Raw genomic sequence first — 23,675 nt, 5'->3', positions numbered from 1 at the left:
TTTTTATTTAGTCACAAAAAGTTTAATGGGATAAATATACATCTATGTTTTTATGTGTATTTCATGCAACGCTAGTGGAGAGTGCCTGTGTGAAAAACAAACATGAATGTTACAATAGTCATGTTTGTTGAAACAATCGTGAATGTTTAAATAAACAAGATTGTTTTGCGTACAGGCACCATACACTCACTTGATAGCAGACTTTATATGTCTGCTAATTTTTTTTGTGATTTTTGTAACAAAATGAACTTAACTTAGTCTTAGTTATGAAAGGAGGTAGAAATGTGACTGAGTTCGAGAATATATACAATCAATATTTCCGGGCAGTTTACTTTTTTGCATTATCGTTAAGTCGGAATGAAAAGATTGCTGAAGAAATAACGCAAGAAACATTTTTTAAGGCTTTAAAAAGTATAGATAAGTTTAATGGTCATTGCAAAATCGATGTATGGCTTTGTCAAATAGCAAAAAACACATACTTCACCTATCTTGATAAACAAAAGCGATTTGATACAGAAGATATGGCAGAAGATATGAGCGGAAATAGTATTGAATCACTGATAGCGAATAAGGAAGAAACATTCCGTTTACATAAAGTCTTACATCGCTTAGAGGAACCTTATAAAGAAGTTTTCACATTAAGAGTTTTTGGGGAATTGCCCTTTAAACAAATTAGTCAACTATTTGGAAAAACGGAAAGTTGGGCAAGAGTCACATTTCACCGTGCTAAAGGTAAAATTCAAAATTCGCTAAAGGAGGATTGGAAATGAGTAATAAAATGTCGTGTGAAATAATTAAAGATATCCTTCCGTTGTATTATGATGGTGTATGCAGTGACGATAGCAAAAAAATGGTAGAAGAACATATGTTAAATTGTGATCATTGTAAGTGTGAGTTGGATAGAATGCAAGATGAAATAAAAGTTCCTAAAAGTGAAATTCAAAAGTATAGAAACGAAGGTGAAGTAATTAGAAATATAACCAACGCATGGAAACGGACAAAGGTGAAATCTTTTATTAGAGGTATCATTATCACCATAATACTTTTTTCACTTATCACCCTCGGATATAACCGTTTGTTTCATTGGAACATAACCAAAGTACCAACTAGTGTGGTAGAGGTAACTCAAGTAAGTGAATTAACTGACGGCAAAATTGTATTTCATGTTGAGTTAACCGATGGTTACGCATTAAATGAAACTATTTACAATATAGATAAGGATGGCAAATTTTATGTAACTCCTGTAAGACCAATTGTTAAGAAAAAGGCGCAATCACCTTATGGGTTGGCAAATGATTTTGACTTCATAGATATTGAGGAAGCAGAAGAGAATAATGGTGGCAAAAAGATAAATGCTCTATATTATGGAACTCCAGAAGATAATATATTGATTTGGAAAAAGGGAATGAACTTGCCTAAAGCAAGTGAAGAAATAGAAAACATGTTTCACTTTGAATAAATAAAATGGCTTTTTCTAATTAGTGAAGGAGTACTTTGCTTTAAAGTCTTTAATACGAACTTCAACATTAGAGCGCGATTGTGGAGCAATTCATACAAAGCTTAACAAGAAAATGTGACGAGAAAAAAACGCACAGTACTGTGCGTTTTTTTATATTTCCTCACTGTGCCGGATTCACTTCTAGTTCAAGTTCAATTTTAATGTCTTTACCGACCAGGACACCGCCTGTTTCAAGTGCTGTGTTCCATGTTAAACCGAATTCTTCACGATTTAATTTCGCAGAACCTTCGAATCCATATGTCTCTACACCCCACGGATTCGTTGCTTTGCCATTGTATTCTACATCGAATGTTACAGGTTTCGTTACGTCTTTAATGGTCAAATCACCTGTTACTTTATAGTCATCGCCGTCTTTTTTAATGTTCTTTGATTGGAATGTAATGGTCGGATAACGTTCTGCATCAAAAAAGTCCTCTCCGCGTAAATGGTTATCGCGGTCTTCCGATTTTGTATTAATGGATGCCGTTTGAATTACGAATGAAATATTTGCATTGGTCAAATCTGCCAAGTCCGCTGCTTCCACAGTTGCTGTGTACTCTTCAAACGTGCCTTTTACTTTTGAAACCATCATATGCTTTACTGAAAATCCAATGCTTGAGTGTGAATTGTCTACTGTCCAACTTGTCATAATTAATCTCTCCTGTTCATTTGATATTACCTCTAATTCGAGATATACTAATTAGAAGTATATTCGAACTGTCGGCATTCGTCAATAAGAAAGCTTGATGCTTTCTTCTTCAGTTGACAAGAATTGAAGGCGGCCGTATAATTTTCTCGAATTCGAGATATTGAAAAGGTGTGAGTGATATGAATAAAAAACCGACCGATGAAGAATTATCCCTGAAGTTATTTGTTGTACTGAACCGTGCCTTGAATGCTGTAAAGAAGCGCGTGGAGGAAGATATTAAAGGCTTGGGGCTGAACCCTACGGAATTTGCTGTTCTGGAGTTGATTTACCATAAAGGAGATCAGCCGATACAAAAAATCGGCGAAAAGATTTTAATCGCCAGCAGCAGCATCACATATGTCGTCGATAAATTGGAAAAGAAAAATTACCTCGAAAGAAAGCCCTGCCCAAAAGACCGCCGCGTGACGCATGCCGCGATCACTGAAGCAGGAAGGCAGTTCATGGACGAAGTATTCCCTAAACACACTCAGGATATTAAGGAAATATTTTCTGGTTTAGATACCGGTGAAAAAGAATTGATGATTGAACAGCTGAAAAAGCTGGGGCTGCACGTGCAAGGCTTGTGACAGCAGTTCGGTGAGTTGATTTGCAGTGCGGGCGCGCCAAAAAAGCGTTCTGCCGCACCAAAACACTGTCGAAACGAACCAATCAACACGGGGGCCGAACATTTACCGGGCAGCAACGCACTAAACACGCCCGCCAACGATCCAAACCACCCGTTTGCCGCACCAATGAGCGGACACGCGGCGATCATGAGCGCCTGCCCGGTGGTTATGAGCGCGAACCCAGCGCATTTGATCACATATACATGAAGTATGAGCACCCGCGGTACGTTAATGAGCGTAACCCGGGGTTTAATGATCATGCAGGGATAAATTGCACGGCTATTCACAATGGGACACCAAAAAAACAAGCTCTCCCCGTCATCTACATCCCCGGGAGAGCTTGTTTCCAATGAAATTAACTATTTGCAGCAACCGGCTGAACGGATGATTCCTTCAGTCCCGCCACAATCACGCTATTGACCGCATTCATGTAGGCCAGTGCACTTGCTTTCAAAATATCGGTGTCCGCAGCTTTTGCAACATACTTTTCGCCTTCATGTGAAATGGTAATCTTTACTTTCCCCAGCGCATCTTTCCCGCGCGACACGCTACTGATGTCATACTCCACCAGCTTGACGTTGATTTTCGTAATGTCGGCGATTGCGGAATACAAAGCGTCAATCGGACCTGAACCGACGGCGCTCGCCTTAAAGACTTCTCCGCCTTTACGGATCTTCACGCTGGCTGAAGGGAAACTAGAATTGCTGACGACTTGCAGATCATCGAATTCAAAGAAATGGTCGCTGTAATTTGTTGCATTCGCCATGTCGTTCTTCTCGTAATAATTCTCCACGATGACATACAGATCATGATCATATACTTCCTTCTTCGCGTCCGCAAGCGCCAGGAACCCTTCGAAAATCCCTTCAAAGTCTTCCTTAGAAAGCTGGCTGAAGCCCAATTTCTCCAGCGCATTTTTCACTGCATGACGGCCGGAACGCGCGGTCAGAATTAATTCCATATCGTCCAGTCCCACATCTTCCGGATGCACAATTTCATACGCATCCCGCGACTTCAGCAAGCCGTCCTGATGGATGCCAGATGAATGCGCAAACGCGTTATCCCCCGTGATTGCCTTGTTCACCTGCACATCCAGTCCCATGAAGCTGGAAACGAGACGGGACGTATTCATGATTTCTTTCGTATTGATTTGTGTAGTGACGTTATAAATCGAACTTCTCGTTTTTAGCGCCATGACGACTTCTTCTAGTGCTGCATTGCCCGCGCGCTCGCCAATGCCGTTAATCGTACATTCCACTTTATCCGCCCCGTTTTTGACCGCCGCCAATGTATTTGCAGTCGCCATACCCAGGTCATTATGGCAATGAACGCTCAATAACACGTCGGGATTCAAGTTTTTCATCCGGTCATTCAGCTTGTAGATCATGGCGCCGAATTCTTCCGGTTCCGCAAAGCCGACCGTATCCGGCACATTGATCATCGTTGCGCCTGCTTTCATAACTGACTCGATTGTGTGCCATAAATATTCAAATTCCGAACGTGAAGCGTCTTCCGTGGAATACTGGACTTCAGGCAATAAAGTCTTGGCATATTTCACCGCGTCCACGCCGATCTGCAAAATTTGATCCTTCGATTTATTGAACTTTTTCTCCACGTGGATATCTGACGTGCCGAGCACCATATGGATCATCGGATTTTCTGCCTGCTTCACTGCGTGGTAAACGGAATCGATGTCTGCTTTCACCGCACGCGCAAGCGCCGTGATAATAATATCACTTGTGTTCCCTACTTTTTGCGCCACTGCCTGCACTGCATCAAAATCACCTTGAGAAGATGCAGGGAATCCTGCTTCGATGATGTCGACACCTAGTTTCTTGAGCTGCTGCGCAATTTCCACCTTTTCATAGAGATTTAATTTCGCACCCGGTACCTGTTCGCCATCACGCAACGTTGTATCAAACACCCAAATTTTTCTGCTCATTCCTCTGCACTCCTTTGTGATATGTGATTTAAAATGAAAAACAAAAAAATCCCGCCTCTATATTGGAAATAGAGACGAGATTATACTCGCGGTACCACTCTAATTGACCTGTCAACATCAACAGATCCACTTGAATCGACAGCAATCACTGTCTGTCCCGTTAACGGAGGAAACCGACATCCCTTACTTTTTTTCAGGGAGTGACTCGTGGATGAGTTCGAAATGCGCGCCTGCCGGTTTTCACCAACCACCGGCTCTCTATAAAGGCACTGCGATTTCTACTGGTTCCAGTCTTCGTCTGAACTGATATATTGTATGCAATATTACAATACATCACCCGAAGTGTCAACAGTTTTCTGAAAAATAAATCGGTTGGTTGTTTTCGCCGCTTATTCCATCAAATCATCGACGATTGAAGCCGGCACATAGGTTTTATTCGTTTCCAGAAGTGCAGGTGCTGCTTCGAACTGACGCAATGATTTATTATAGCCGTATTTCTTTTCATCGCGGGTAATCGTCAGCGACTTAGCGTCTTTTACTAAGATTGCACCTGTACCTGTCGATTTCACTTGGTAGCCAAGCTCTTCCGCCACTAAACGAAGAGGGACCATTTTCACGCCGTCCACCATTTTGTGATCTGCTGCGATCAAGTCTTCAAGCGCAGAGTTTGTGTCTTCATCAGAATCTGCTGCAGTTCCATCCAGGACCACTACTTTTTCCGGTGTTGTCTGTGCAGGGATACTTCTAGTCGTTGCTGTATAGAAAACGAGCAGATCCTGATCTTTCAGGTCTTCCGCTTTCACTTCTTTACCTGATACACTTGTGATTTCTGTATTTTCGCCGATTTTCAGCTGCAGTTTCAGACTTGCATCCACTAACTCCTTATCAAATGTGCCGACTGCCGTAAATCCAGTCTGATCTGTCTCCACAATGACAGCGTCGGGACTGTACTGCGGCGGATAAATCATGAGCATCGGCTTGTCTGCATCTGTGTACGCAGTGACCTGATCACCCTTCTTTAATTCGGCTTCTTTGCCTGTGTTATCAAAAACCAACGTATCTTTCATGACTGCCAGCACGTTAGTTTCTTCGCCGTTCTTCAACGTATACAGCGTCACATCGCTGTTTTTCTCCACGCTGTCAATTGTGCCTTCCACTTTAATGAATGACATTTGCTCCTGCACCTCTTCCGCTTGCGAGTCGTCATTTGCAAATACTGCCGCTGGGACTGCCGCTCCGCTGATCAGCAATGCGGACATCGCAAACGGTACAAATTTGTTTTTTTTCATGAAAAACCATCTCCTTTTTAGTATTCATTAGAGTAGTCGTACGGCAAAGAAAAAGGTTACAACACTATTAACCCATTATTCTACTTCTACCCTTCCTGCCGCCTGAAAAACTAATTTCAAAGAAGATGACGATAATGAAAGCGAACATACTTACATAGAATGGATGGTAGCAAAATGAAAGGGGCATACTCATTCATGGAATCCGCTCTTCTACTGATCATTTTATTACGGATTTTTTCAGGCAGTATAGATATTTCAGCTGCGCTGCTAATGTACAAGTTCAATGATCTCGAAAAAGCGTTCTATATTAACACTATGCTGGCACTCGTTGGCCCTTGCGTATTGATCATCACGACAGGTATCGCATTATTTGGACTGGCCGAAAAGATTTCCATAACACGTATGGTGTGCTTGTTTGCCGGAATTACGCTAATTTTGATTAGCTTGAGGTCTGAATAATAACGAGGAAAATCCTGATTTTTCTATGTAAAGAAGAAAAATCAGGATTTTATATCTCAGCAGAGAAATCAATTTCCGCAAACTGAAACCTTATATAAATGTCTATCACTCACCGAGGTTATTCTATGACTTTTTCTCCGTATAGTGAAACTATAGCTTGCACTAATAATCAGCCTGTTGAAGAATCCATTATATTTGGAATGGACACGAGTCCTTTAAATTCCGGCTTCGTCAAATCCGCAATAGAAGACGGCATGGATAAACCTTTTTCTCCGGCACCTCGGTATTAACGAAAATAGAACCGGTATTTGCCAAAACAGGCGTATAATACGGTAGATATATCTCTAAAGCATTCGTTGTGAATGTTAAACCAAATCAATTCTTTATATGATTACACTTATCTAACAGTCGATGATTTAATAAAGAATGACATAATCAGACCTATGACAGCAATCACCAGACCAAAAATAAAGGCGTCTTGCACCCCGGCAGTTAATGACGCACCGATTACCGATGGGTCTAATGGGTCTTTTACGCTCTCCATATAAGTACTCTGAGAAGCTGACATAATCGTAATAGCAACAGCAGTTCCAATGGCTCCGGATACTTGCTGCAGTGTGTTCATTAAAGCAGTTCCGTCTGGATAAAGGTTTTTGGGCAGCTGATTCAACCCATTCGTCTGCGCTGGCATCATTACCATAGACACACCAACCATAAGTATGGTGTGCATCGTGATCACCATAATAATAGACGTTTCCGTTGTGACGTTTGATAAATTCCATAACATAATAATCATAAGAATAAACCCGGGAAGAACCAATCCTCTTGGTCCGTATCTGTCAAATATTCTTCCCGTTATCGGAGACATAATACCATTCAGTACACCGCCCGGTAAAAGTACCAGCCCTGCTGCGAATGCAGTTAATGCCAGTCCTGTCTGTAAGTATAACGGTAAAAGAATCATAGAAGACAAAATAATCATAAATGTGATAAACACGGACAATAACCCTAAAGTAAACATGGGATATTTAAATACGCGCAGATCCAGCATCGGTGTACTCATTTTAAATTGCCGGATAGAGAATAGAACAAGCGCGGCAACACCTATGGCAATAGTAGAAATAACAATCATACTGCCCCATCCATTTTCGCCTGCACTACTGAAGCCATAGACTATTCCGCCAAAACCGATAGTCGATAAAATAATGGAAAGAACATCAATTTTAGGCTTAGTAATAGTAGAGACATTTTGCATATATTTCATACCAAACAGCAATGCAATGACAAAAAACGGTAAGGAGATCCAGAAAATCCAATGCCAGCTTAGATATTCAATAATTAAACCAGACATCGTGGGTCCAATCGCGGGTGCGAACATGATAACCAATCCCATTAATCCCATAGTTGCTCCCCTTTTGTGAACTGGGTAAATCACCAAAATGGTATTAAACATAAGAGGCAGCAATAAGCTGGTGCCGATTGCCTGAACCACACGTGCCAGCAGTAATATGCCAAAACTTGGCGCCAGTGCTGCAATTAGTGTTCCGACAATGGAGAACAGTAACGAGGTAATGAATAATTGACGAGTAGTAAACCACTGGATTAAGAGACCTGAAATAGGAACTAGTATCCCCAAAGTCAATAAATAACCCGTTGTCAGCCATTGCACTGTAGAAGAGCCAACTTGAAATACTTCTATTAAATCTTTAAGCGCCATATTTAAGGCTGTCTCACTAAATAATCCTATGAACCCTGCTATTAAAAATGAAATCAAAATCAGGTTCGTTTTGATTATTTGTTTTTCTTGTTGTACTCCAATTGTTGTCATGAAAAGTCCTCCGATTACTAACTTAAATTTATATAACTTACTTTTTTCTTAATACTGCTGGGATCTGTTCCGCAATAACTTGAAGAGGATTTTCACTTTTCAATGTTTCAGATAAAATAATACCACCTTCCAGTAAAGCGTTAATCACTATACTTAAATCCTTTGACTGTCTCTCACTGTAACCAGCCTCAAGTAATTTATTTTTATAAATTAATTGGAAATGTTCAAAAGCTAATTGACAAGTCATTCTAATAGGCTCGCTTGTTGAATGTTTTTCGCCCGCGATCGTTCCAATTGGCAGACCTATATAATGATCATCCTGTAAAATATCTTCAGATAATTGATATATATGAGCCTGAAATGCTTTTATAGGATCTTCATATTTTTCAAATACCTCTTGAATTTCGGTAATTACAATTTTTTTTGTATGATGAATCGCCTCAATGGCTAAATCTTCTTTTCCTTTTGGAAAGTAATGATAAAGCGAACCTTTCGGAATCCCACTCTCCTTAATAATGTCATTTATCCCTACACCATCATATCCGCGTATTCGAAAAAGCCGGGAAGCCGCTTCTATCAGGATATTTTTAGAATTATTTGCTGTCACATAAGTCACTCCTTACAATTATAGCAACCGGTCTATTATATTCCTTGCAGCGCAGACTTGTCAATAACGGAAGCTTTTCAAGCAAGCATAGAAAATTATAAAAAACATGTATCAAATCCCCGAAAGTCAGAAGACCGATACATGCGATAGGAACCTGTAACAATATTAACGAGTAATGATGGATGCTATTCACTTGTGCGGCTATATTGAGAACAGACCCAGTACGTGGTCATACTCCAGGAACTTCATATTCCATTATATGATCAATTTGTTCTTCGTCACCCATAAAAAAGGAATGAGATGTAGTTTGAATAAAACCTAAACTCTTATAAAAGGCAATTGCATTCTCATTCTTCTCCCAGACTCCCAGCCAAACAAGCTTTTTCTTTTGTCTTTTAGCTATTTCAATCGCTTGATTTAGTAAATATTTTCCGAATCCTTTTCTTTGAAATTTATTTCTTATATAAATCCTTTCAATTTCAAGTGACTCATCACCTCTCTTCTCCGATTGGGCATCGTTACTATTTATCTTTAAATATCCAGCGACTTCATCATCTGAATAGAGAAAGTAAAATTCAGAAGAACTATTGGACATTTCCTCTTCCAGCTGCTTAAGATGAAATGCTCTTTCTAAATAAGCATTCATGTTGTCAACTGAATTCTGACTTGCAAATGTATCGTTGAATGTTTCAATGCTTATTTCTTGAAGTGCCGCTAAGTCATCAAAGTTACACCTACTGATTTTTATAGTCATTTTTAATCGCTCCTTTGCAGTATGTATCTGTACAAAAACTAACGTAACATAATCCTGAATATTTTTCACACAAGTTCTAGTTATTTCAATTGTAAGGAAAACCCCTCTCCAATTAAAAGGAAAGGGGCTGGAACTATTAACTCTCTTCATTCAGTGATCTATTCAAAGTTTAACCCGCTGCAGTCTCAGCGCATTCAAAACGACAGACACTGAACTGAATGCCATTGCTGCCCCAGCTACCCAAGGGGCTAACAAGCCAAGAGCTGCAATTGGAATTCCGATTGTATTGTAGAAAAAAGCAAAAAATAGGTTTTGTTTGATATTGCGCATAGTTTTCCGGCTCATAATAATGGCATCTGCCACACTGTTTAAATCGCCGCGCATGAGCGTTATATCTGCTGCTTCTATTGCGATATCTGTTCCTGTACCGATCGCCATTCCGATATCCGCAAGGGCTAGTGCCGGGGCATCGTTAATGCCGTCACCGACCATCGCCACTTTTTTGCCTTGTGCTTGCAACTTCTTAATTTCCTCGCTCTTTTGTTCAGGAAGAACCTCCGCAATGACATGACTCAAACCAACTTGCCGTCCAATTGCTTCGGCAGTATGCTGGTTGTCTCCCGTCAGCATAATGACATCCAATCCAAGGGCTGCCATTCGTTCAATTGCTTTTTTAGATGTTTCTTTTACCGTATCTGCTACTGCCACGACACCCGCAAGCTTCCCATCGACTGCCACGAGCATCGCTGTTTTTCCTTCACTCTCCATACTCTCCATAGTGGATTCAATGTTTTGAAGAGCGATGTCCCTGCTTCGCATGAGTTTTCTTGTTCCAGCAAGTACATGCTTTCCGGCAACTTCCGCTTCAATTCCGTAGCCGGGGAGCGCGTTAAATGTTGTCGGTTCGATCAAATCAATTCCTTTTTCTCTAACGCCCGTTACAATCGCCTGTGCTAATGGATGCTCGGATTGATTTTCAGCGGAGGCGACCAATTCCAAGACATTCCGTTCCACAAATCCTTCAGCCACGATAACGTCTGTCAATGCAGGCTCGCCTTTCGTCACTGTACCTGTTTTGTCCAATACAACGGTGTCAATTGAACGGGTATTTTCCAGGTGTTCGCCGCCTTTGAAAAGCATACCCATTTCTGCTGCTCTCCCTGATCCTGCCATAATGGAAGTAGGGGTTGCCAGACCGAGTGCACATGGACATGCAATGACGAGAATCGAAATGGTCGGGATGAGAGATGATCTGAAATCTCCCGGTGTTACGACAAAATACCAAGTGAAGAATGTCACTATCGCGATGCCGACTACAATCGGAACAAAGATACCAGAGATCCTATCTGCCAAACGCTGAATATCCGCTTTTGAACCTTGCGCTTCTTCAACGACTTTGACAATTTGTGATAACGCACTGTCTCTTCCAACTTTTGTCGCTTTAATCTGCAGCGACCCGTTTTTATTGATTGTCGCGCCAATTACAGGGTTTCCGACCACTTTATCTACAGGGATACTTTCCCCGGTAATCATCGATTCATCGATTGCTGATTCGCCTGCAACGATTTCACCGTCGACAGGAATCTTTTCACCCGGTTTTACTAAGATGATATCCCCTGCCACTACCTCTTCAATCGGAACTTCCTGTTCAATCCCGTCTTTCAATACACGTGCGGTTTTTGCTTGTAAACCAAGTAACTTTTGAATCGCCTGGCTCGTTTTTCCTTTTGCTCGAACTTCAAATAATTTACCAAGCAAAATGAGCGTGATGATGACTGCAGATGCCTCAAAATAAAGTTCCGGCTCGCCAACACTGCCGGTATTCGCCCATTCAACTGATAAAAAGAGACTGTAGAAATAAGCGGCACTAGTTCCAAGCGCTACTAATACATCCATATTAGCGCTTTTACTTCGCAAAGCATTATAAGCCGCTTTATAAAACTGCGCACCGACTATGAATTGAACAGGTGTAGCCAAAGCAAGCTGTACCCAGGGATTCATAAGGAATTCTGGTAAATAAATAAAAGACGTGAACTCGAAATGTGCAACCATTGTCCACAGCAGCGGCAAAGTCAGAATTGCGGAGAAAATGAATTTCCGTGTCTGCTTTTTGATTTCCTGCTCTTTATGATCCATCTTATCTTTGCCATCTGTTTTGGGAATCAATTCATATCCCATCTTCTTCACATTGACAATCATTTCATTTGGGCTAGTCTGGCTGCTATCATAATTAGCTGTCAAAGTCTCTAGCGCAAAATTAACTGAAGCGCTTGAAACGCCATCCATTTTATTAATTCGCTTTTCGATTTTTGTCGCACATGCCGCACACGTCATACCAGAAATATCGAATTCAACTTTATCTTGAATCACTGCGTATCCTAACTTTTCGATACGCGCCTTAAAATCTTCGACATTTGTTTGTTCAGGATCGTATATGATGGTTGAATTCTCCAAAGCAAAATTGACATTCGCCTTTTCAACACCTTCAATTTTAGATAACCCTTTTTCAATACGGTTTGCACACGCTGCACATGTCATTCCATTGATCTTCAATGTTTTTTCTGCAGTTGCCATTTGTAACCCTCCAATACTCGGCGGGGGTATAAATTTTTGAAAAAAGAAGAATTATACGATAGATGTATAATCACTTCTCAGCCGCTTTATACCCCCACGTGGTGTAAGCGGAAGACGCTCTGTCATTGTTATTTAAGCAACTTCATAGCCTTGGTCTTCAATTGTTTCCTTAATTTGATTTAACGTTTCTTCGTTATCGAACTCCACTGTTACTTCATTGCCTGCAAGGTCGACTTTAACTGAAGAAACACCTTTTAGTTCACCAACGCTCGACTCGATTGAATTCACGCAATGACCGCAAGACATACCTTCTACTTTTAATACTTCTTTCATAATGAAAAACCTCCTATTTTGTTGTTAGTTACAATATATTATACCCCATACCGGTATGTCAAGTGGAGTGCTGTACTTATTTTGTCATTGTTCTCATGACGCTCATAAGTTCCTCTATGGCTGCCTCTCCATCTTGCCCTTTTATGGCATTGACGACACAGTGATGTGTATGGTCTTCCAATAATGCTAGAGAAACCTTATTCATCGCAGATTGAATGGCGCTAATCTGATGGAGAACGTCTACACAATAACGATCATTTTCAATCATTTGATGGACGCCTCTCACTTGTCCTTCAATTTTTTTTAATCGATTCAGCAATTGCTGCTTATTCGGCTGGACAGTTTTCTTTGTCGATTCAGACATACGATCACTCCTTAGAGTTTATTTGTACCCCATACCCCTATAGTAACATCTATAATTAGGAAGAGCAATGATCTTGTCTCGACAGTGACCAATACGCTATATAGCCAACAATTTCTTTATTTCTTCTTCATTTCTTTCGAAGCCAATCAATACTTTCGGTTTGCTTCTCAATCCTAGAAATGATTTTTCCTTGAATACTGGCAGCATGTACCTGTGTAAAAAACCAATATGAAAGTTCGAACATTAATGTTTATTAAAATAGTTGTGAATTTTTTCACACATCATTCACTGACAGGGAGAATAATCTGGATCTGGGATGTTTTAGAGCTTGAGCATTGCAAACGGAACCTTGTCATTGTATGATATATATAAGATTTGCATATAATAAAAAGACCGCCGATTTACGAGATCGGTCGGTCAATGCAATAGGTAGATCCCTTAGGGGGGTCGGCTGTTAATGGAGAGATAACCCATCGGAGCGCTAACTCAAAGATGGGTTATTTGTTTTTATTATTAAATGACAGGATTATCACGATTAATGTTGCAAATGCAACTGCGAACATTAGCGATTCAAACACTGACATAGACACCACCCCTTTCCTGCGGGAGTGTGCCGACCCACCCTTGAGCTATCTATTCTATTGTACTGCTATTCTACCACACACACGTATGTTTGTTCTATAGGGTAAGTTCTTATTTATAGTTTCCAGATTATTAACTTGCCAATAGAACCTATGTCTTGTATAACTAAATTCAGGCTATTTTTGATCACGGTTTAAATGACATGATTATCACGATTCACGTTGCAAAAGCAACGCAAACACCCCATCTTTGAGGCTCTAACTCAAAGATGGGGTGTTTGTGTTCCGAGCAGGATGTTTTCCAGCCATTCGAATTAGATTTCACAAAGGGAGAGAGGTGACGGAAAACTCTCTGGCCGCTCTGTAAGCGGCCAAACACACATAAACGCCGCTCATCAACTTGCATGATGAGTGACGTTTATGGTTCTGACGCGAAATGACCGGCTTATGACTCGCAGCCATGTCATCTCTTATTTCTTTTTAACAATCCCCTGCTCTATCGCCAATACTTTGGCCACTTTTGGTGCATACCAGATCACCGGCAGCAGCAGGATCGATACCGGAACAGCCGCGATGACGACAAATGACTGCAAGGCGCCGATCCCGCCTCCGCCTATTTTAATCAGGATAGCAGCGACAGCAGACATCATGAGTGTCCAAAATACACGGATCGTTTTGGGCGGATTATCGTCTCCTGTGACTGCCATCGAAATAGAATATGACATCGAATCTACAGTAGTGACAACAAATAAAGTGGTCAGCATTAAGAACATGGAAGGCATAATGGCACCAAGCGGCATTTGTTCCGCAATCGCGATAATCGCACTCGGCAGTCCGCCCTCGGCCAATGGCCCGCTCACAGAACCTTCATTATTCAATTCATAGAAAATCCCTGAACCCCCGAGTATCGTAAACCAGAGATTCGCTGCAACTGGCGCCAAAATCGCGACGACAACAAAGATTTCCCGAATTTTCCGTCCATTTGAAATCCTGGCTACAAACAAAGCGACCAACGGACCGAACCCGATAAACCAACCGAAGAAAAACAATAGCCAGGCGCCGAGCCACGCATTATCTCCACGATACGTACTAATATTGATGAATTCACTAATATACGTCGCGTAAGAGGTAAAGAACGATTTGACGATAAATACGCCGGGACCCAGCAGCAGTAAAAATACCGCGATGACCGCCACCATATTCACATTCAGTTTACTTAGAAATTGAATCCCTTTTTCTATCCCTGTTAATGTCGAGACAAGCACTACCCCTGTAAGGATAAGGATAATGATAAGCTGAGTTAAAAATGTATCCGAAATTCCGAAAATCGAATTGACTCCATAACTGACTTGCAGACCAAGGAAACCAATCGGCCCGATCGTTCCTGCCGCGGCCCCTATGATACAAAATATATCAGCAGCCGTCCCCCATTTGCTCGTTAAAATCCGCTCTTTCAATATCGGATACAAAAGAGTTCTCGGCTTCAGCGGCATTCCTTTGTGATTATGTGCGTAAATCAGGATAATAGCGCTGACTGCCCCGTACACCGACCATGCTGTAAAACCCCAAGACATATAACTTTGCGCCAGCGCCGGCCCAATTGCCGCTTCCGTTCCACCTGCAATCCCTTTATGCATGGGCGGGACGTCAAGAAAATAATACATCGGCTCGGCCGCCGCCCAAAAGACACCGCCCGCTCCGAGACCTGTTGTCAAAATGACAGCGACCCATTTGAAATAGCTCATTTCAGGTTTCAACGCATCGCCTAAACGAACCCTGCCATATTTCGACACAGCCAAAACTGCTCCCACCGCAAAAGTAGCCAGCATCAGAAACTGCCAATACGCACCGAAGTAGCGGATGGATAGATCAAATCCCTTGTTCACAAAATTACTGACCGCTTCCACTTTAATGAATGAAAACAGTACAAATGCCACTAGCACCCCACCGCTGCCTATAAATACAGGCCAATCAACCTTTTCCCTAATAAAATGCCAATAATTTTTCGTCATCATTTCCTCCTAAGTTTTCCTTTACCGCAGCTACAGCAAAAAAATTGTGCCAACTAAACTTACCCCTAAAATAAAAAAAGTAACCATCCTGCCGTTTCAACCACTCTCGCAGGATGACTACTTTTAAATTAACGATTTTATACAGCAACCCGTCTGAACTTCCATATACGAACCCGCTGCATGGACTGGGTGTTGGAGATAGACGTATAGTTTACCATACTTCATCCAGGAACACTCGCAAAGTGCCTGGTAGTTTTTTGGAACTGACTATTTGGAATTAATAGATCGGAATGTGAGGGGTTGTGAAGGGTTATGACACGATACAAGAAGCATTATAAACTACGATTACTGGGTAACTCATTTTAATAGGGCGGGGAAACGGCCATTTGGTGCAGAGGGAGCAGCGGTTTGGTGCCGTAATTCGGCATTTTTCTGCGTTATTCCGAGCGTGCAGGCAAAATCAGCGATAACAGGGGATTCTTTTGGTCGGCTCTATGGGTTCAGCCGGATGGCTTTCCCTCAGGCGAAAGACAAAACCCCGCAATTACGCGCCCACCTTGTCGATTGTGGAATAAGCCTGGTCGCCAACTAGGATAAAGCATGGCCCCTAGTCCCTTCCGACCAGGCTGTCCGATTACATTACCAATGATCACTCGATTTCAAAAGTAGGAACCATGAAGGTCCCCTATTTAACTATCAAAATGGTTAAAATCTCAAGTCCTACTATTATATTTGCGAACTCTCTCGGTAAAACCGGCTGCCTGTTCAAGAGCAAATCCCAATTGATACAATAATCCCTCACTCCAATGCTTTCCTATCAATTGAACGCCAATTGGAAGGCCGCCTTTAGATAATCCATACGGTAATGATAATGATGGATTTCCAGTGTAATTGGTAGGTGAAGTCAAACGAAGAAGCGCACTGCGAACGGATTCAGTTTCTTCCCCAATCTGCACTTCTCTTTGACCGATATCAGTAGGCAGGATTGGAAGTGTAGGGGTCAGCAGCGCATCTACTTCTTTAAACACCAAATTATATTCGTCAATTAAAAAGCGACGATTAATTTGAGCTTGAACATACTCATAACCTTTGATAGATTGACTTGCGATAAGACGATCATAGACCTCTTCATCCAATTCTTCTTTATGTTTTCGTAAAGTTTCTTGATGTACTGCTGTTGCTTCTGCTTGAATCGTAACTATTTGGGCATTGGCAATATCACGCAGAACCGGCATGTGGACACGCTTAACTTGTACACCCATTTGTTCATATAGTTTTACGCAGCTTTCCACTGTCTCCTTTACTTCTTCTTCAATCCGTTCAAAATACCAGTCCGGAATTCCTATCTTCAACCCACTAACGTCCCTGCCAATCCGTCCTGAGTAATCTTGCACTTCTCTTAGAACAGAATGAGGGTCATGGACATCATATCCAGCTATTATATTCAATAACAGCGCATTGTCTCGTATGGTATTAGTCATCGGGCCTATATGATCAAGTGTATAAGCCAGTGGAAAGGCTCCCGCCTTACTGACCAATCCGAATGTCGGTTTCATACCGACCACTCCACATGCAGAAGCCGGAATCCGGACCGAACCACCTGTATCGGTCCCGATAGCTCCTGCAACCATGCCCGCCCCTACCGCTGCTCCAGAACCACTACTCGACCCACCGCTGATTTTCTGTCGATTGTAAGGATTATGGCATGCGCCAAAGAAGGAACGATCGCCGGTTGGTCCATAGGCAAACTCATGTGTATTCGTTTTCCCTATGATTACCGCTCCGGCATTTTCCAACTTATTAACTACTTCAGCATTCATTCCTGGATAATGATTTTCGTATACTTGTGACCCCATCGTTGTCCGGATTTCACGGGTGTTAATCATGTCCTTTACTGCTATGGGGATACCATGCAACTGACCTTTAAAGTTTCCTTTATCCGCTTCTTTATCCATCTTTATTGCAGCTTTTCGGGCTCCTTTTGCGGCAACAGTGATGAATGCATTACACGCAGGATCTATCTCCGAAATTTTATCAAGACTTACTTCAACAAGTTCAACAGATGAAATCTCCCCTCTTTTGATTTGCTGAATAAAAGACGTTAGTGTCATTAGGCTATTCCCCCTTTCAATTTCCCCTTGTATTGTTGTTGACCAGGTTTTACAAAAATCATGCAGAACATTCCGATTGCCGCTGCAACTGCAGCCGCCGTAAACATTGCAGAGTAGCCATGGCTGACAACAAGAAAGCCAGTAAGTATAGGCGCAATAATTGTTGCCGTGTTTGTTATGAAGTGTGTAATTCCGCCATACGTACCAGCACGGCTTGGCTCTGTGTCAATGATGACTGACCAGTAGACCGAGTTAGGCAGTGAGTTGAAGGCATTACCGATACACATCAAGACCATAACCCCGGTAATTGAATTTACTGTTGGAATCATTATAAAACAAGTAGCAGTAAGCAAGAGCGATACGACTGCAAGTCCGGAACGTGCAATTCTAAGACTGCCCGTCTTCATCCGCAAGTAATCTGATATTTTCCCACCGAGTAATACAGTGAAACAAGCACCAATCCAAGGAATCATACCTAGATACCAAAGCGCTGACAATTGAAAACCGAATTCATCCTGCAAATACTTCGGCGTCCAGGTTAAGAGTAGGAAGTTAATGTATTGAAACGCGAAATAGCCAAATGCATTAAAGATAAGAGTGGGATTTTTAAAAAAATGATACCACCGGATTGAATTATCATCCGGATTGACAACTTTTTCGTTTGGTAAAAGATCTTCCACAGAACGGATTTTCTTAAGTTCTTCTTTTGAGACTTTCGGGTTTTGTTCCGGCAAGTCTGTAAACATTCGTGACCAGAAGAAAACCCAGATAATTCCGAGCGCCCCCAGCAGAATAAACATCACTTTCCAACTGGTAAAGTGTAACAGTGCCACCGCGACTGGTGCGGTCAGCATTGCACCAAGTGGTGTACCGAGAAGTCCCATCGAAACTGCAAATCCACGTTCTTTTGGGGTAGCCCAGTTTGCATTCGTCTTATTAATTGTCGAAAAAGTTGGACCTTCCGCAAAACCGAACAAGATCCGGACTACAGCAAATCCTGTAAGCGCAGACCCTCCAAACAGAACCAGACCAATATCACCGGCGAATGCTGTTATAACAACAAAAACAGACCAACCTATCCCGACCAAAATCCATACAAATTTTGGACCTTTGCGATCCGCTAAAAACCCTCCAAAGAGTGAACCAAATAAGTAACCAAAACCAAAGTAACCAAGAACTGCTCCCCAAGAAATCGGGTCAAACCCGTATTCTTTAATAATGTCTGCCTGAGCATACGAAATAGCCCCGCGGTCAATGTAATTAATGATCACCATAATAACCATCATTAACATGATCTGATAGCGATAATTCTTTTTCAGCATTTTACTCCTCCATTTCTCATTCTTAAGTAAACGCTTGCACAACTTGATTGATCAATGATCGTTTTTCGACTTCTTCATAGTTATAACATTCAATAATTTATCAAACAATTCGATTTTATTGATTATTCTATGCATTTGAACATACTCATAAAGTATTTGATCGGTGCTCTTCCCTCTTAAATGACGAAATAGATAGTAAAAGACCAGAAAAATTATTCAGCATATATTAAGAAGCAGATTCATCAGGATTTATCTAATAGATGAACACTTTAAATAAAAAAACCAATCGTTAAGAATCTCTTCCCGCAACGATTGATTGGCGTATTTTTAGTACCTATAAACACATATATCCGTAGCTGTGCAATTTTGCATAGCCATTATGCATTTCTGCATTACTTTTCTTTAAAGTAGCGCTTCAACTTTCGGCTTACAGTTGATTGATTAATTTGCAATGCTTTTGCAATTTGAGTAGTAGAAGTGTACTTTTTTCCTGCCAATTCCAAAAGTTGTTGTTCAACCAATTCTACTGCACTTTTTAATGGCATAATTTCATAAACTTGAACCGCCTGCTCGTTCCCGCTGAGCAGATCGAGCGAGCTTGGCAACGCTTCCGGTCCAATCTCTTGCCCCTCTGAGGTAACATAGAGTCTCTCGGTAATATTACGCAGCTCTTGAACATTTCCAGGCCAATCATATTTCTCGAGAATTTTAAGCACATTAGGGTTAATCTTCCTATCATCCTTGTAAAGCTCGTTTAATTCCTTTAAGAAGTAGATAATAAGCGGAATAATGTCCTCACGTCGCTCCCGAAGTGACGGCACCTCAATTGGCACGACATTCAAATAATAATAAAAATCTTCCCTGAACTTACCTTCCTCAAGCTTAACCTTCAAGTCCTCGTTCGCCGTTGCAATAATTCTTACATCAACTTTTTTATCTTCTAAAATTCCCCGTTGCAGTGCACGCACTAGTTTGGCCTGAATAAACATAGGCATTTTGTCAACTTGCTCCAAAAATAGAGTCCCTTTGTTTGCCATCTCTATCAGCCCAAGATGATCCTCTGTTCCAAGTAGTTCCTTTTCTAACATTTCAGCAGAGACTGTTTCACAGCTGATGACCAGCAATGGACCACAGCTGCGGTTACTCCATTTGTGAATCAACGTAGCGATTCCTTCTTTGCCGACCCCCGATTCGCCGAGCAGGAGAATTGGTGAGTCCACTTTTGCAACCCGCTGTGCAAATTGAATTACTTGTTTCATTCCAGCACTTCTGGCGACAAAACGTCGTTCCAGTGCCACGTTTTCACGGAGTTGCTCGATCTCTTGTCGGTATCCTTCCATCATCTGCTTTAGCAAATCAATTTCCACTTTTAATTCCTTTAACTCTGTAACATCTCTGGAAGCGTTTACAACTCGAAGTATATTCCCATTCGAATCTTTTATGGGCGTACCAACAACAAGTAGCCGTCGACCCATCTTAGTTGTTTGAACCAACGAAACCTTTTCCTCGCGTTCCAAAACTTCACGAGTAACAGACGGCGTAAACACTCCTTCCGCCTCAAGCTGATAGACCGTCTTCCCGACAAGTTCGCTTTCCTTATAACCCCATAGCCGCTCACTAGCTGCACTCACTCGCAGAGTCTGGCCTTCCCCATCAGATACGTAAATTACGTCATACGAGTGGTCAAAGATTGCCTTGAAATCAAGCAACAGATTTCGATATGTATCTATTCCAAGTAAAAGTTGATCCAATTCTTCTTCTGTTTGCAGAAGCAAATACTCTCCGTTTTCATAATTCTCCATTTTTCCAATTAACGTCTCTCCAGCTACGTTGCACCTAATCATTTTAAATATATCGGATTCGGAAATCGTTTCTATGAAATCCATTATATAAGACCCTTCAGATATCGCTGCACCCTCAAACTTTTCACGGGCATAATGATTAAGCGATTTAACACAGCCCTTGCCGTCCAAAATCACAAGACCAATTGGAGCAGTTTCAAATAGTAACCCCATTCCTTCTGCAAGTAACCTATCATCATATTTGGTCATCCCGGATTTTGACGAATTTTGGTATTCCATCTGCCTCATTCTCCTTTCATTTACACTGAGCATTTGACGATCACTTCTATTATCTGTTTAAGTAAGGTCTAACACATATGCAAAAATATAAGTTAAGATCCAATAAAACAGCCGGGTTGAATCAGAATTTGTGAAAGTAAAAAACCGGAGAGAGGAGTCCTATTTATTCTCTCTTTTACTATATACGCCCATTCCAACGTAAAAGTATGCATGATTCAAGGAAAGGTTGTCTAATGACTGTGCCGGCACGCGTGCCGTTTCGTTGCAACGACATTATTTTCGGGTGTGGCACACTGTGCAAGAATAGTGCCCGTTTGCAATACATCCTATTCAGGATACCCTATATGATCCCCTCATCTATCAGGTTAAATTCGTCATCGAAATACCATCACTTTTCTTCAATAAAAAGGTAAATTAAAAAGCATCTGTGCATAACAAATTAATAAACAACTTTGTATTGTTTATCACGCAGATGCCGACAGCTCTTTCGTTCAGGAGTTTTCATTGTTTTTGTTTGGTAAATTCCCACGGGACGTTCGTTTCCATTCCGCTTTCAACTATGTTCACACTCTTTATTTCTTTAAATGCATACTTATCTATCCTGATGACCAGGATTTTCGGTGTCAAGTCGGCAGTACATTCTCTGTTTGGCGAAGATAAAAATATGAACAGCATACGGTTTTTAGCGCTGAATGCAACGGCATCTATTTCAAAGGGACAACTTGCAGACTCTTGAAGACCAACAAAAATCAAGTCATCCTCATTAAAATTGACGCTTGGCATTTCATTTTCCAAGCCATACCAAGCCCACATTTCTTCATATTCGAATTGATTTTTAACCTGATTCACTAAATACTTAACAATCGGTGCGGCTTTTCTTGTAAACGCAATCTCATCAAAATTTGCCTGCAAGTTATCCGCATTAGCTAGTACATCAAATTCGATGGCTTGATAGCTTTCATCTAGATCGTTAGTTGCGAATTTACGCCCAAACTCCTCTTGTAAAACTCCTTTTACAAGGTTCTCAGTGTTTGGCTTTGGCTCATCATCCATCTCTGATCTTTTTGGGATCGTCGGCTGTATTTCTTGTTTACCTTCCGTCTTTTGTGCTTTAGAGATCGAAAAATCTACATTTTCTTTATTGGAATCTGGAGCGTCCCCATCCAAAGTCCCCGCATTGTCGCTATCCTTAGCTGGATAAACGCTGACTCTGTCTACACCACCTCATCCTATTAATAATGTGCCAACCAACGAAGCAATCACAAACCAATAGAATCTTTTCATTCCCACACCCCTCCCTTACACGGTTAGACGGATAAAGCGCACGATTGTTACAGATTTTGTCCGCTATCTGTGCGCGATACAGGTACCGATCACTAAGCGCCACAATCGAATAGCTCCGTTTTTGGAAATTGAGTGCTGATCTCTCTTGCAGAAAAGCGCCCTATTAAAAGATACTTTTTCTAACGTCAATTCAAGAAAATGTTGCTCAATCTCTTTGGGCAACTCCTCAACCGCCAATACCTTCATTTTTTTAGTTCCTGTGTTTTAAAAAATTACCGTAACTAAAAAGGGAAACCCAAACATCTGTACAATAAATCGCATGTTAACTTTATAACTTTCCTGCCGCGGCACTGCTTCTTGAATCAACCATCTATTTCTATCGTGATAACCGCTCTAATATATCAAGCATCTTTGTATGACTTTGAAATCCCGCTAAGTTGCCGAATTTAAAATCCTTCGCTGCCCTTGCGCCAAATTCTGAAATCCAATCTCTTTGCCCATTACTGGCAGCAACCGTTTCAAACATAGTAAAATCAACCGGGACATATCCCGGTGCCTGACGTTTCAGATTATTAGCAGCTCTGTCGTAGTCAAATGTTAACACGGCATGTTCTTTTAACGAGATCTCGCCTGCCTCATATAACGCATTGGACATTTCAACTATTTCTCCAAAAGTCGCTTGTCTGACATCATATTTCTCTGAAAGCCCTTTATAAAGAGCAGCAGAATCTTCTGGTTCAGTATATTCTTCCGTATCTCCGACAAGAAATACAGTCCCCTCTGCTTCTTCCGGCTGCAAGTCAGCATGCCTAGTGTAATGAGAGGCTGCTTGATGAAGAGCAATTGAATTCAGTATCATCATCCACCACTTTCCGCCAAATCATCTGACAATTTATTGATCGAACGTAACTTCAGATTCCTGTTTTATACTTGGTTATACTATTTTCAGTTTCCCAAGATGACATATAGGGGTTCTTCTCTTTTTGATGATCCGAAAACACTTCAAGTTGTTTCATCAACAGATCATGAGCTATATCAACCGGATCTCCCGATTCATTTTCCACCGTACCATCGGGATTTTCCTTTTGTTTTGTCTCCATAACAAGTATTTTATCCCCATTTGCTTTTACCACGTACTTACGTATATAGCCGCCTTCATTTCTCACTTCGAATCTCGGTTTCCCACTCGTCTTTTTCTCCTCTTCATCCAAAAAGAGATGGGAGATACCTTCATTTTGTTCTTTGTCATGTTTCCTACCCACATACCCCAGATTATTTGAACCAAGACTGGATTGAATCCTCATCATTTCCCCTCCTGCCAT

General features: G+C 41.3%; 20 protein-coding genes, 1 pseudogene and 1 other annotated feature. Of the genes and pseudogenes, 4 read left to right on the top strand and 17 right to left on the bottom strand.

Translation table 11 applies throughout. The features are described 5' to 3' along the window. Positions 1-284 precede the first annotated feature (284 nt). Together GDZ68_RS16130 and GDZ68_RS16125 are read left to right on the top strand one after the other, a co-directional pair. Positions 285-770 carry an RNA polymerase sigma factor gene (locus tag GDZ68_RS16130; protein WP_153723338.1) on the top strand — a complete coding sequence of 162 codons (486 nt, stop codon included), beginning with the start codon at positions 285-287 and terminating at the stop codon, positions 768-770. Beyond that, entirely contained in the window at positions 767-1,459 is a 693-nt protein-coding gene (locus tag GDZ68_RS16125) for a zf-HC2 domain-containing protein (protein ID WP_153723337.1), read from the top strand. Before GDZ68_RS16130 ends, GDZ68_RS16125 begins: the two co-directional genes overlap by 4 nt. Positions 1,460-1,619: 160 nt before the next feature. Here GDZ68_RS16125 and GDZ68_RS16120 read toward each other — a convergent pair whose 3' ends face one another. Further along, positions 1,620-2,147, bottom strand: coding sequence for a YceI family protein (locus tag GDZ68_RS16120; protein ID WP_153723336.1), 528 nt, complete (start codon positions 2,145-2,147; stop codon positions 1,620-1,622). Positions 2,148-2,326: 179 nt separating this feature from the next. Between GDZ68_RS16120 and GDZ68_RS16115 the strand changes: the two genes are divergently transcribed. Beyond that, positions 2,327-2,773 carry a MarR family winged helix-turn-helix transcriptional regulator gene (locus tag GDZ68_RS16115; RefSeq protein WP_153723335.1) on the top strand — a complete coding sequence of 149 codons (447 nt, stop codon included), beginning with the start codon at positions 2,327-2,329 and terminating at the stop codon, positions 2,771-2,773. Between the two features lie 394 nt (positions 2,774-3,167). On the opposite strand, the gene GDZ68_RS16110 is transcribed toward GDZ68_RS16115, so the two are convergent. After that, positions 3,168-4,754: a 2-isopropylmalate synthase gene (locus GDZ68_RS16110; RefSeq protein WP_153723334.1), complete on the bottom strand. Its 1,587-nt coding sequence runs from the start codon at positions 4,752-4,754 to the stop codon at positions 3,168-3,170. 67 nt (positions 4,755-4,821) lie between these two features. Next, positions 4,822-5,058, bottom strand: a binding site (T-box leader). Positions 5,059-5,143: 85 nt separating this feature from the next. Next, positions 5,144-6,043 carry a stalk domain-containing protein gene (locus tag GDZ68_RS16105; RefSeq protein WP_153723333.1) on the bottom strand — a complete coding sequence of 300 codons (900 nt, stop codon included), beginning with the start codon at positions 6,041-6,043 and terminating at the stop codon, positions 5,144-5,146. A gap of 174 nt (positions 6,044-6,217) precedes the next feature. Between GDZ68_RS16105 and GDZ68_RS16100 the strand changes: the two genes are divergently transcribed. Continuing rightward, the gene (locus tag GDZ68_RS16100; protein WP_228551142.1) at positions 6,218-6,502 is read left to right on the top strand and encodes a YqhV family protein; all 285 of its coding nucleotides are present in this window, start codon (positions 6,218-6,220) and stop codon (positions 6,500-6,502) included. Between the two features lie 172 nt (positions 6,503-6,674). Here GDZ68_RS16100 and GDZ68_RS18265 read toward each other — a convergent pair. The 14 genes and pseudogenes from GDZ68_RS18265 to GDZ68_RS16035 form a co-directional block, all read right to left on the bottom strand. Further along, positions 6,675-6,841, bottom strand: a pseudogene (locus GDZ68_RS18265) (ABC transporter substrate-binding protein); the annotation flags it as partial. 58 nt (positions 6,842-6,899) lie between these two features. After that, positions 6,900-8,330, bottom strand: coding sequence for a DHA2 family efflux MFS transporter permease subunit (locus tag GDZ68_RS16095; RefSeq protein ID WP_153723331.1), 1,431 nt, complete (start codon positions 8,328-8,330; stop codon positions 6,900-6,902). Positions 8,331-8,367: 37 nt separating this feature from the next. Beyond that, positions 8,368-8,937, bottom strand: a complete 570-nt coding sequence (locus GDZ68_RS16090; RefSeq protein ID WP_153723330.1) for a TetR/AcrR family transcriptional regulator — start codon at positions 8,935-8,937, stop codon at positions 8,368-8,370. A 229-nt stretch (positions 8,938-9,166) separates the two neighbouring features. Continuing rightward, complete coding sequence (locus tag GDZ68_RS16085) at positions 9,167-9,691, bottom strand: GNAT family N-acetyltransferase (RefSeq protein ID WP_153723329.1); 525 nt, start codon at positions 9,689-9,691, stop codon at positions 9,167-9,169. A 162-nt stretch (positions 9,692-9,853) separates the two neighbouring features. Next, positions 9,854-12,265: a heavy metal translocating P-type ATPase gene (locus GDZ68_RS16080; protein WP_153723328.1), complete on the bottom strand. Its 2,412-nt coding sequence runs from the start codon at positions 12,263-12,265 to the stop codon at positions 9,854-9,856. A gap of 132 nt (positions 12,266-12,397) precedes the next feature. Next, the gene (gene copZ, locus GDZ68_RS16075; RefSeq protein WP_153723327.1) at positions 12,398-12,598 is read right to left on the bottom strand and encodes a copper chaperone CopZ; all 201 of its coding nucleotides are present in this window, start codon (positions 12,596-12,598) and stop codon (positions 12,398-12,400) included. 76 nt (positions 12,599-12,674) lie between these two features. After that, on the bottom strand, positions 12,675-12,962 hold the full coding sequence (locus tag GDZ68_RS16070; RefSeq protein WP_153723326.1) for a metal-sensitive transcriptional regulator: 288 nt from the start codon (positions 12,960-12,962) through the stop codon (positions 12,675-12,677). 1,051 nt (positions 12,963-14,013) lie between these two features. Next, the gene (locus GDZ68_RS16065; RefSeq protein WP_153723325.1) at positions 14,014-15,555 is read right to left on the bottom strand and encodes a BCCT family transporter; all 1,542 of its coding nucleotides are present in this window, start codon (positions 15,553-15,555) and stop codon (positions 14,014-14,016) included. 713 nt (positions 15,556-16,268) lie between these two features. Continuing rightward, a complete protein-coding gene (locus GDZ68_RS16060) occupies positions 16,269-17,666 on the bottom strand; it encodes an amidase (protein WP_153723324.1) in 1,398 nt (465 codons plus the stop codon). Then, positions 17,666-18,988 (bottom strand): MFS transporter, encoded by a 1,323-nt coding sequence (locus GDZ68_RS16055; protein ID WP_153723323.1) that lies wholly within the window; start codon positions 18,986-18,988, stop codon positions 17,666-17,668. The genes GDZ68_RS16060 and GDZ68_RS16055 overlap by 1 nt, the downstream gene beginning before the upstream one ends. Positions 18,989-19,380: 392 nt before the next feature. Then, positions 19,381-21,069, bottom strand: coding sequence for a sigma 54-interacting transcriptional regulator (locus tag GDZ68_RS16050; protein WP_228551141.1), 1,689 nt, complete (start codon positions 21,067-21,069; stop codon positions 19,381-19,383). A 501-nt stretch (positions 21,070-21,570) separates the two neighbouring features. Beyond that, positions 21,571-22,236: a hypothetical protein gene (locus GDZ68_RS16045; protein WP_153723322.1), complete on the bottom strand. Its 666-nt coding sequence runs from the start codon at positions 22,234-22,236 to the stop codon at positions 21,571-21,573. A 493-nt stretch (positions 22,237-22,729) separates the two neighbouring features. After that, positions 22,730-23,215, bottom strand: a complete 486-nt coding sequence (locus GDZ68_RS16040; protein ID WP_153723321.1) for a hypothetical protein — start codon at positions 23,213-23,215, stop codon at positions 22,730-22,732. A 49-nt stretch (positions 23,216-23,264) separates the two neighbouring features. Then, the gene (locus tag GDZ68_RS16035) at positions 23,265-23,657 is read right to left on the bottom strand and encodes a hypothetical protein (RefSeq protein WP_194841209.1); all 393 of its coding nucleotides are present in this window, start codon (positions 23,655-23,657) and stop codon (positions 23,265-23,267) included. Between the last annotated feature and the right edge of the window lie 18 nt (positions 23,658-23,675).

It is taken from the genome of Sporosarcina cascadiensis (assembly GCF_009650995.1).
In the GTDB taxonomy this organism is placed as follows: Bacteria; Bacillota; Bacilli; order Bacillales_A; family Planococcaceae; genus Sporosarcina; species Sporosarcina cascadiensis.
This window is presented reverse-complemented; position numbering and strand designations above follow the sequence as displayed.

What these genes read in the sequence shown, in the direction of transcription:
- GDZ68_RS16120 (WP_153723336.1), bottom strand. Translation starts at nt 2,147, where the DNA reads ATGACAAGTTGGACAGTAGACAATTCACACTCAAGCATTGGATTTTCA.
- GDZ68_RS16040 (WP_153723321.1), bottom strand. Translation starts at nt 23,215, where the DNA reads ATGATGATACTGAATTCAATTGCTCTTCATCAAGCAGCCTCTCATTAC.
- GDZ68_RS16100 (WP_228551142.1), top strand. Translation starts at nt 6,218, where the DNA reads ATGAAAGGGGCATACTCATTCATGGAATCCGCTCTTCTACTGATCATT.
- GDZ68_RS16105 (WP_153723333.1), bottom strand. Translation starts at nt 6,043, where the DNA reads ATGAAAAAAAACAAATTTGTACCGTTTGCGATGTCCGCATTGCTGATC.
- GDZ68_RS16110 (WP_153723334.1), bottom strand. Translation starts at nt 4,754, where the DNA reads ATGAGCAGAAAAATTTGGGTGTTTGATACAACGTTGCGTGATGGCGAA.
- GDZ68_RS16115 (WP_153723335.1), top strand. Translation starts at nt 2,327, where the DNA reads ATGAATAAAAAACCGACCGATGAAGAATTATCCCTGAAGTTATTTGTT.
- GDZ68_RS16125 (WP_153723337.1), top strand. Translation starts at nt 767, where the DNA reads ATGAGTAATAAAATGTCGTGTGAAATAATTAAAGATATCCTTCCGTTG.
- GDZ68_RS16065 (WP_153723325.1), bottom strand. Translation starts at nt 15,555, where the DNA reads ATGACGAAAAATTATTGGCATTTTATTAGGGAAAAGGTTGATTGGCCT.
- copZ (WP_153723327.1), bottom strand. Translation starts at nt 12,598, where the DNA reads ATGAAAGAAGTATTAAAAGTAGAAGGTATGTCTTGCGGTCATTGCGTG.
- GDZ68_RS16070 (WP_153723326.1), bottom strand. Translation starts at nt 12,962, where the DNA reads ATGTCTGAATCGACAAAGAAAACTGTCCAGCCGAATAAGCAGCAATTG.
- GDZ68_RS16055 (WP_153723323.1), bottom strand. Translation starts at nt 18,988, where the DNA reads ATGCTGAAAAAGAATTATCGCTATCAGATCATGTTAATGATGGTTATT.
- GDZ68_RS16085 (WP_153723329.1), bottom strand. Translation starts at nt 9,691, where the DNA reads ATGACTATAAAAATCAGTAGGTGTAACTTTGATGACTTAGCGGCACTT.
- GDZ68_RS16095 (WP_153723331.1), bottom strand. Translation starts at nt 8,330, where the DNA reads ATGACAACAATTGGAGTACAACAAGAAAAACAAATAATCAAAACGAAC.
- GDZ68_RS16080 (WP_153723328.1), bottom strand. Translation starts at nt 12,265, where the DNA reads ATGGCAACTGCAGAAAAAACATTGAAGATCAATGGAATGACATGTGCA.
- GDZ68_RS16050 (WP_228551141.1), bottom strand. Translation starts at nt 21,069, where the DNA reads ATGGAATACCAAAATTCGTCAAAATCCGGGATGACCAAATATGATGAT.
- GDZ68_RS16035 (WP_194841209.1), bottom strand. Translation starts at nt 23,657, where the DNA reads ATGAGGATTCAATCCAGTCTTGGTTCAAATAATCTGGGGTATGTGGGT.
- GDZ68_RS16060 (WP_153723324.1), bottom strand. Translation starts at nt 17,666, where the DNA reads ATGACACTAACGTCTTTTATTCAGCAAATCAAAAGAGGGGAGATTTCA.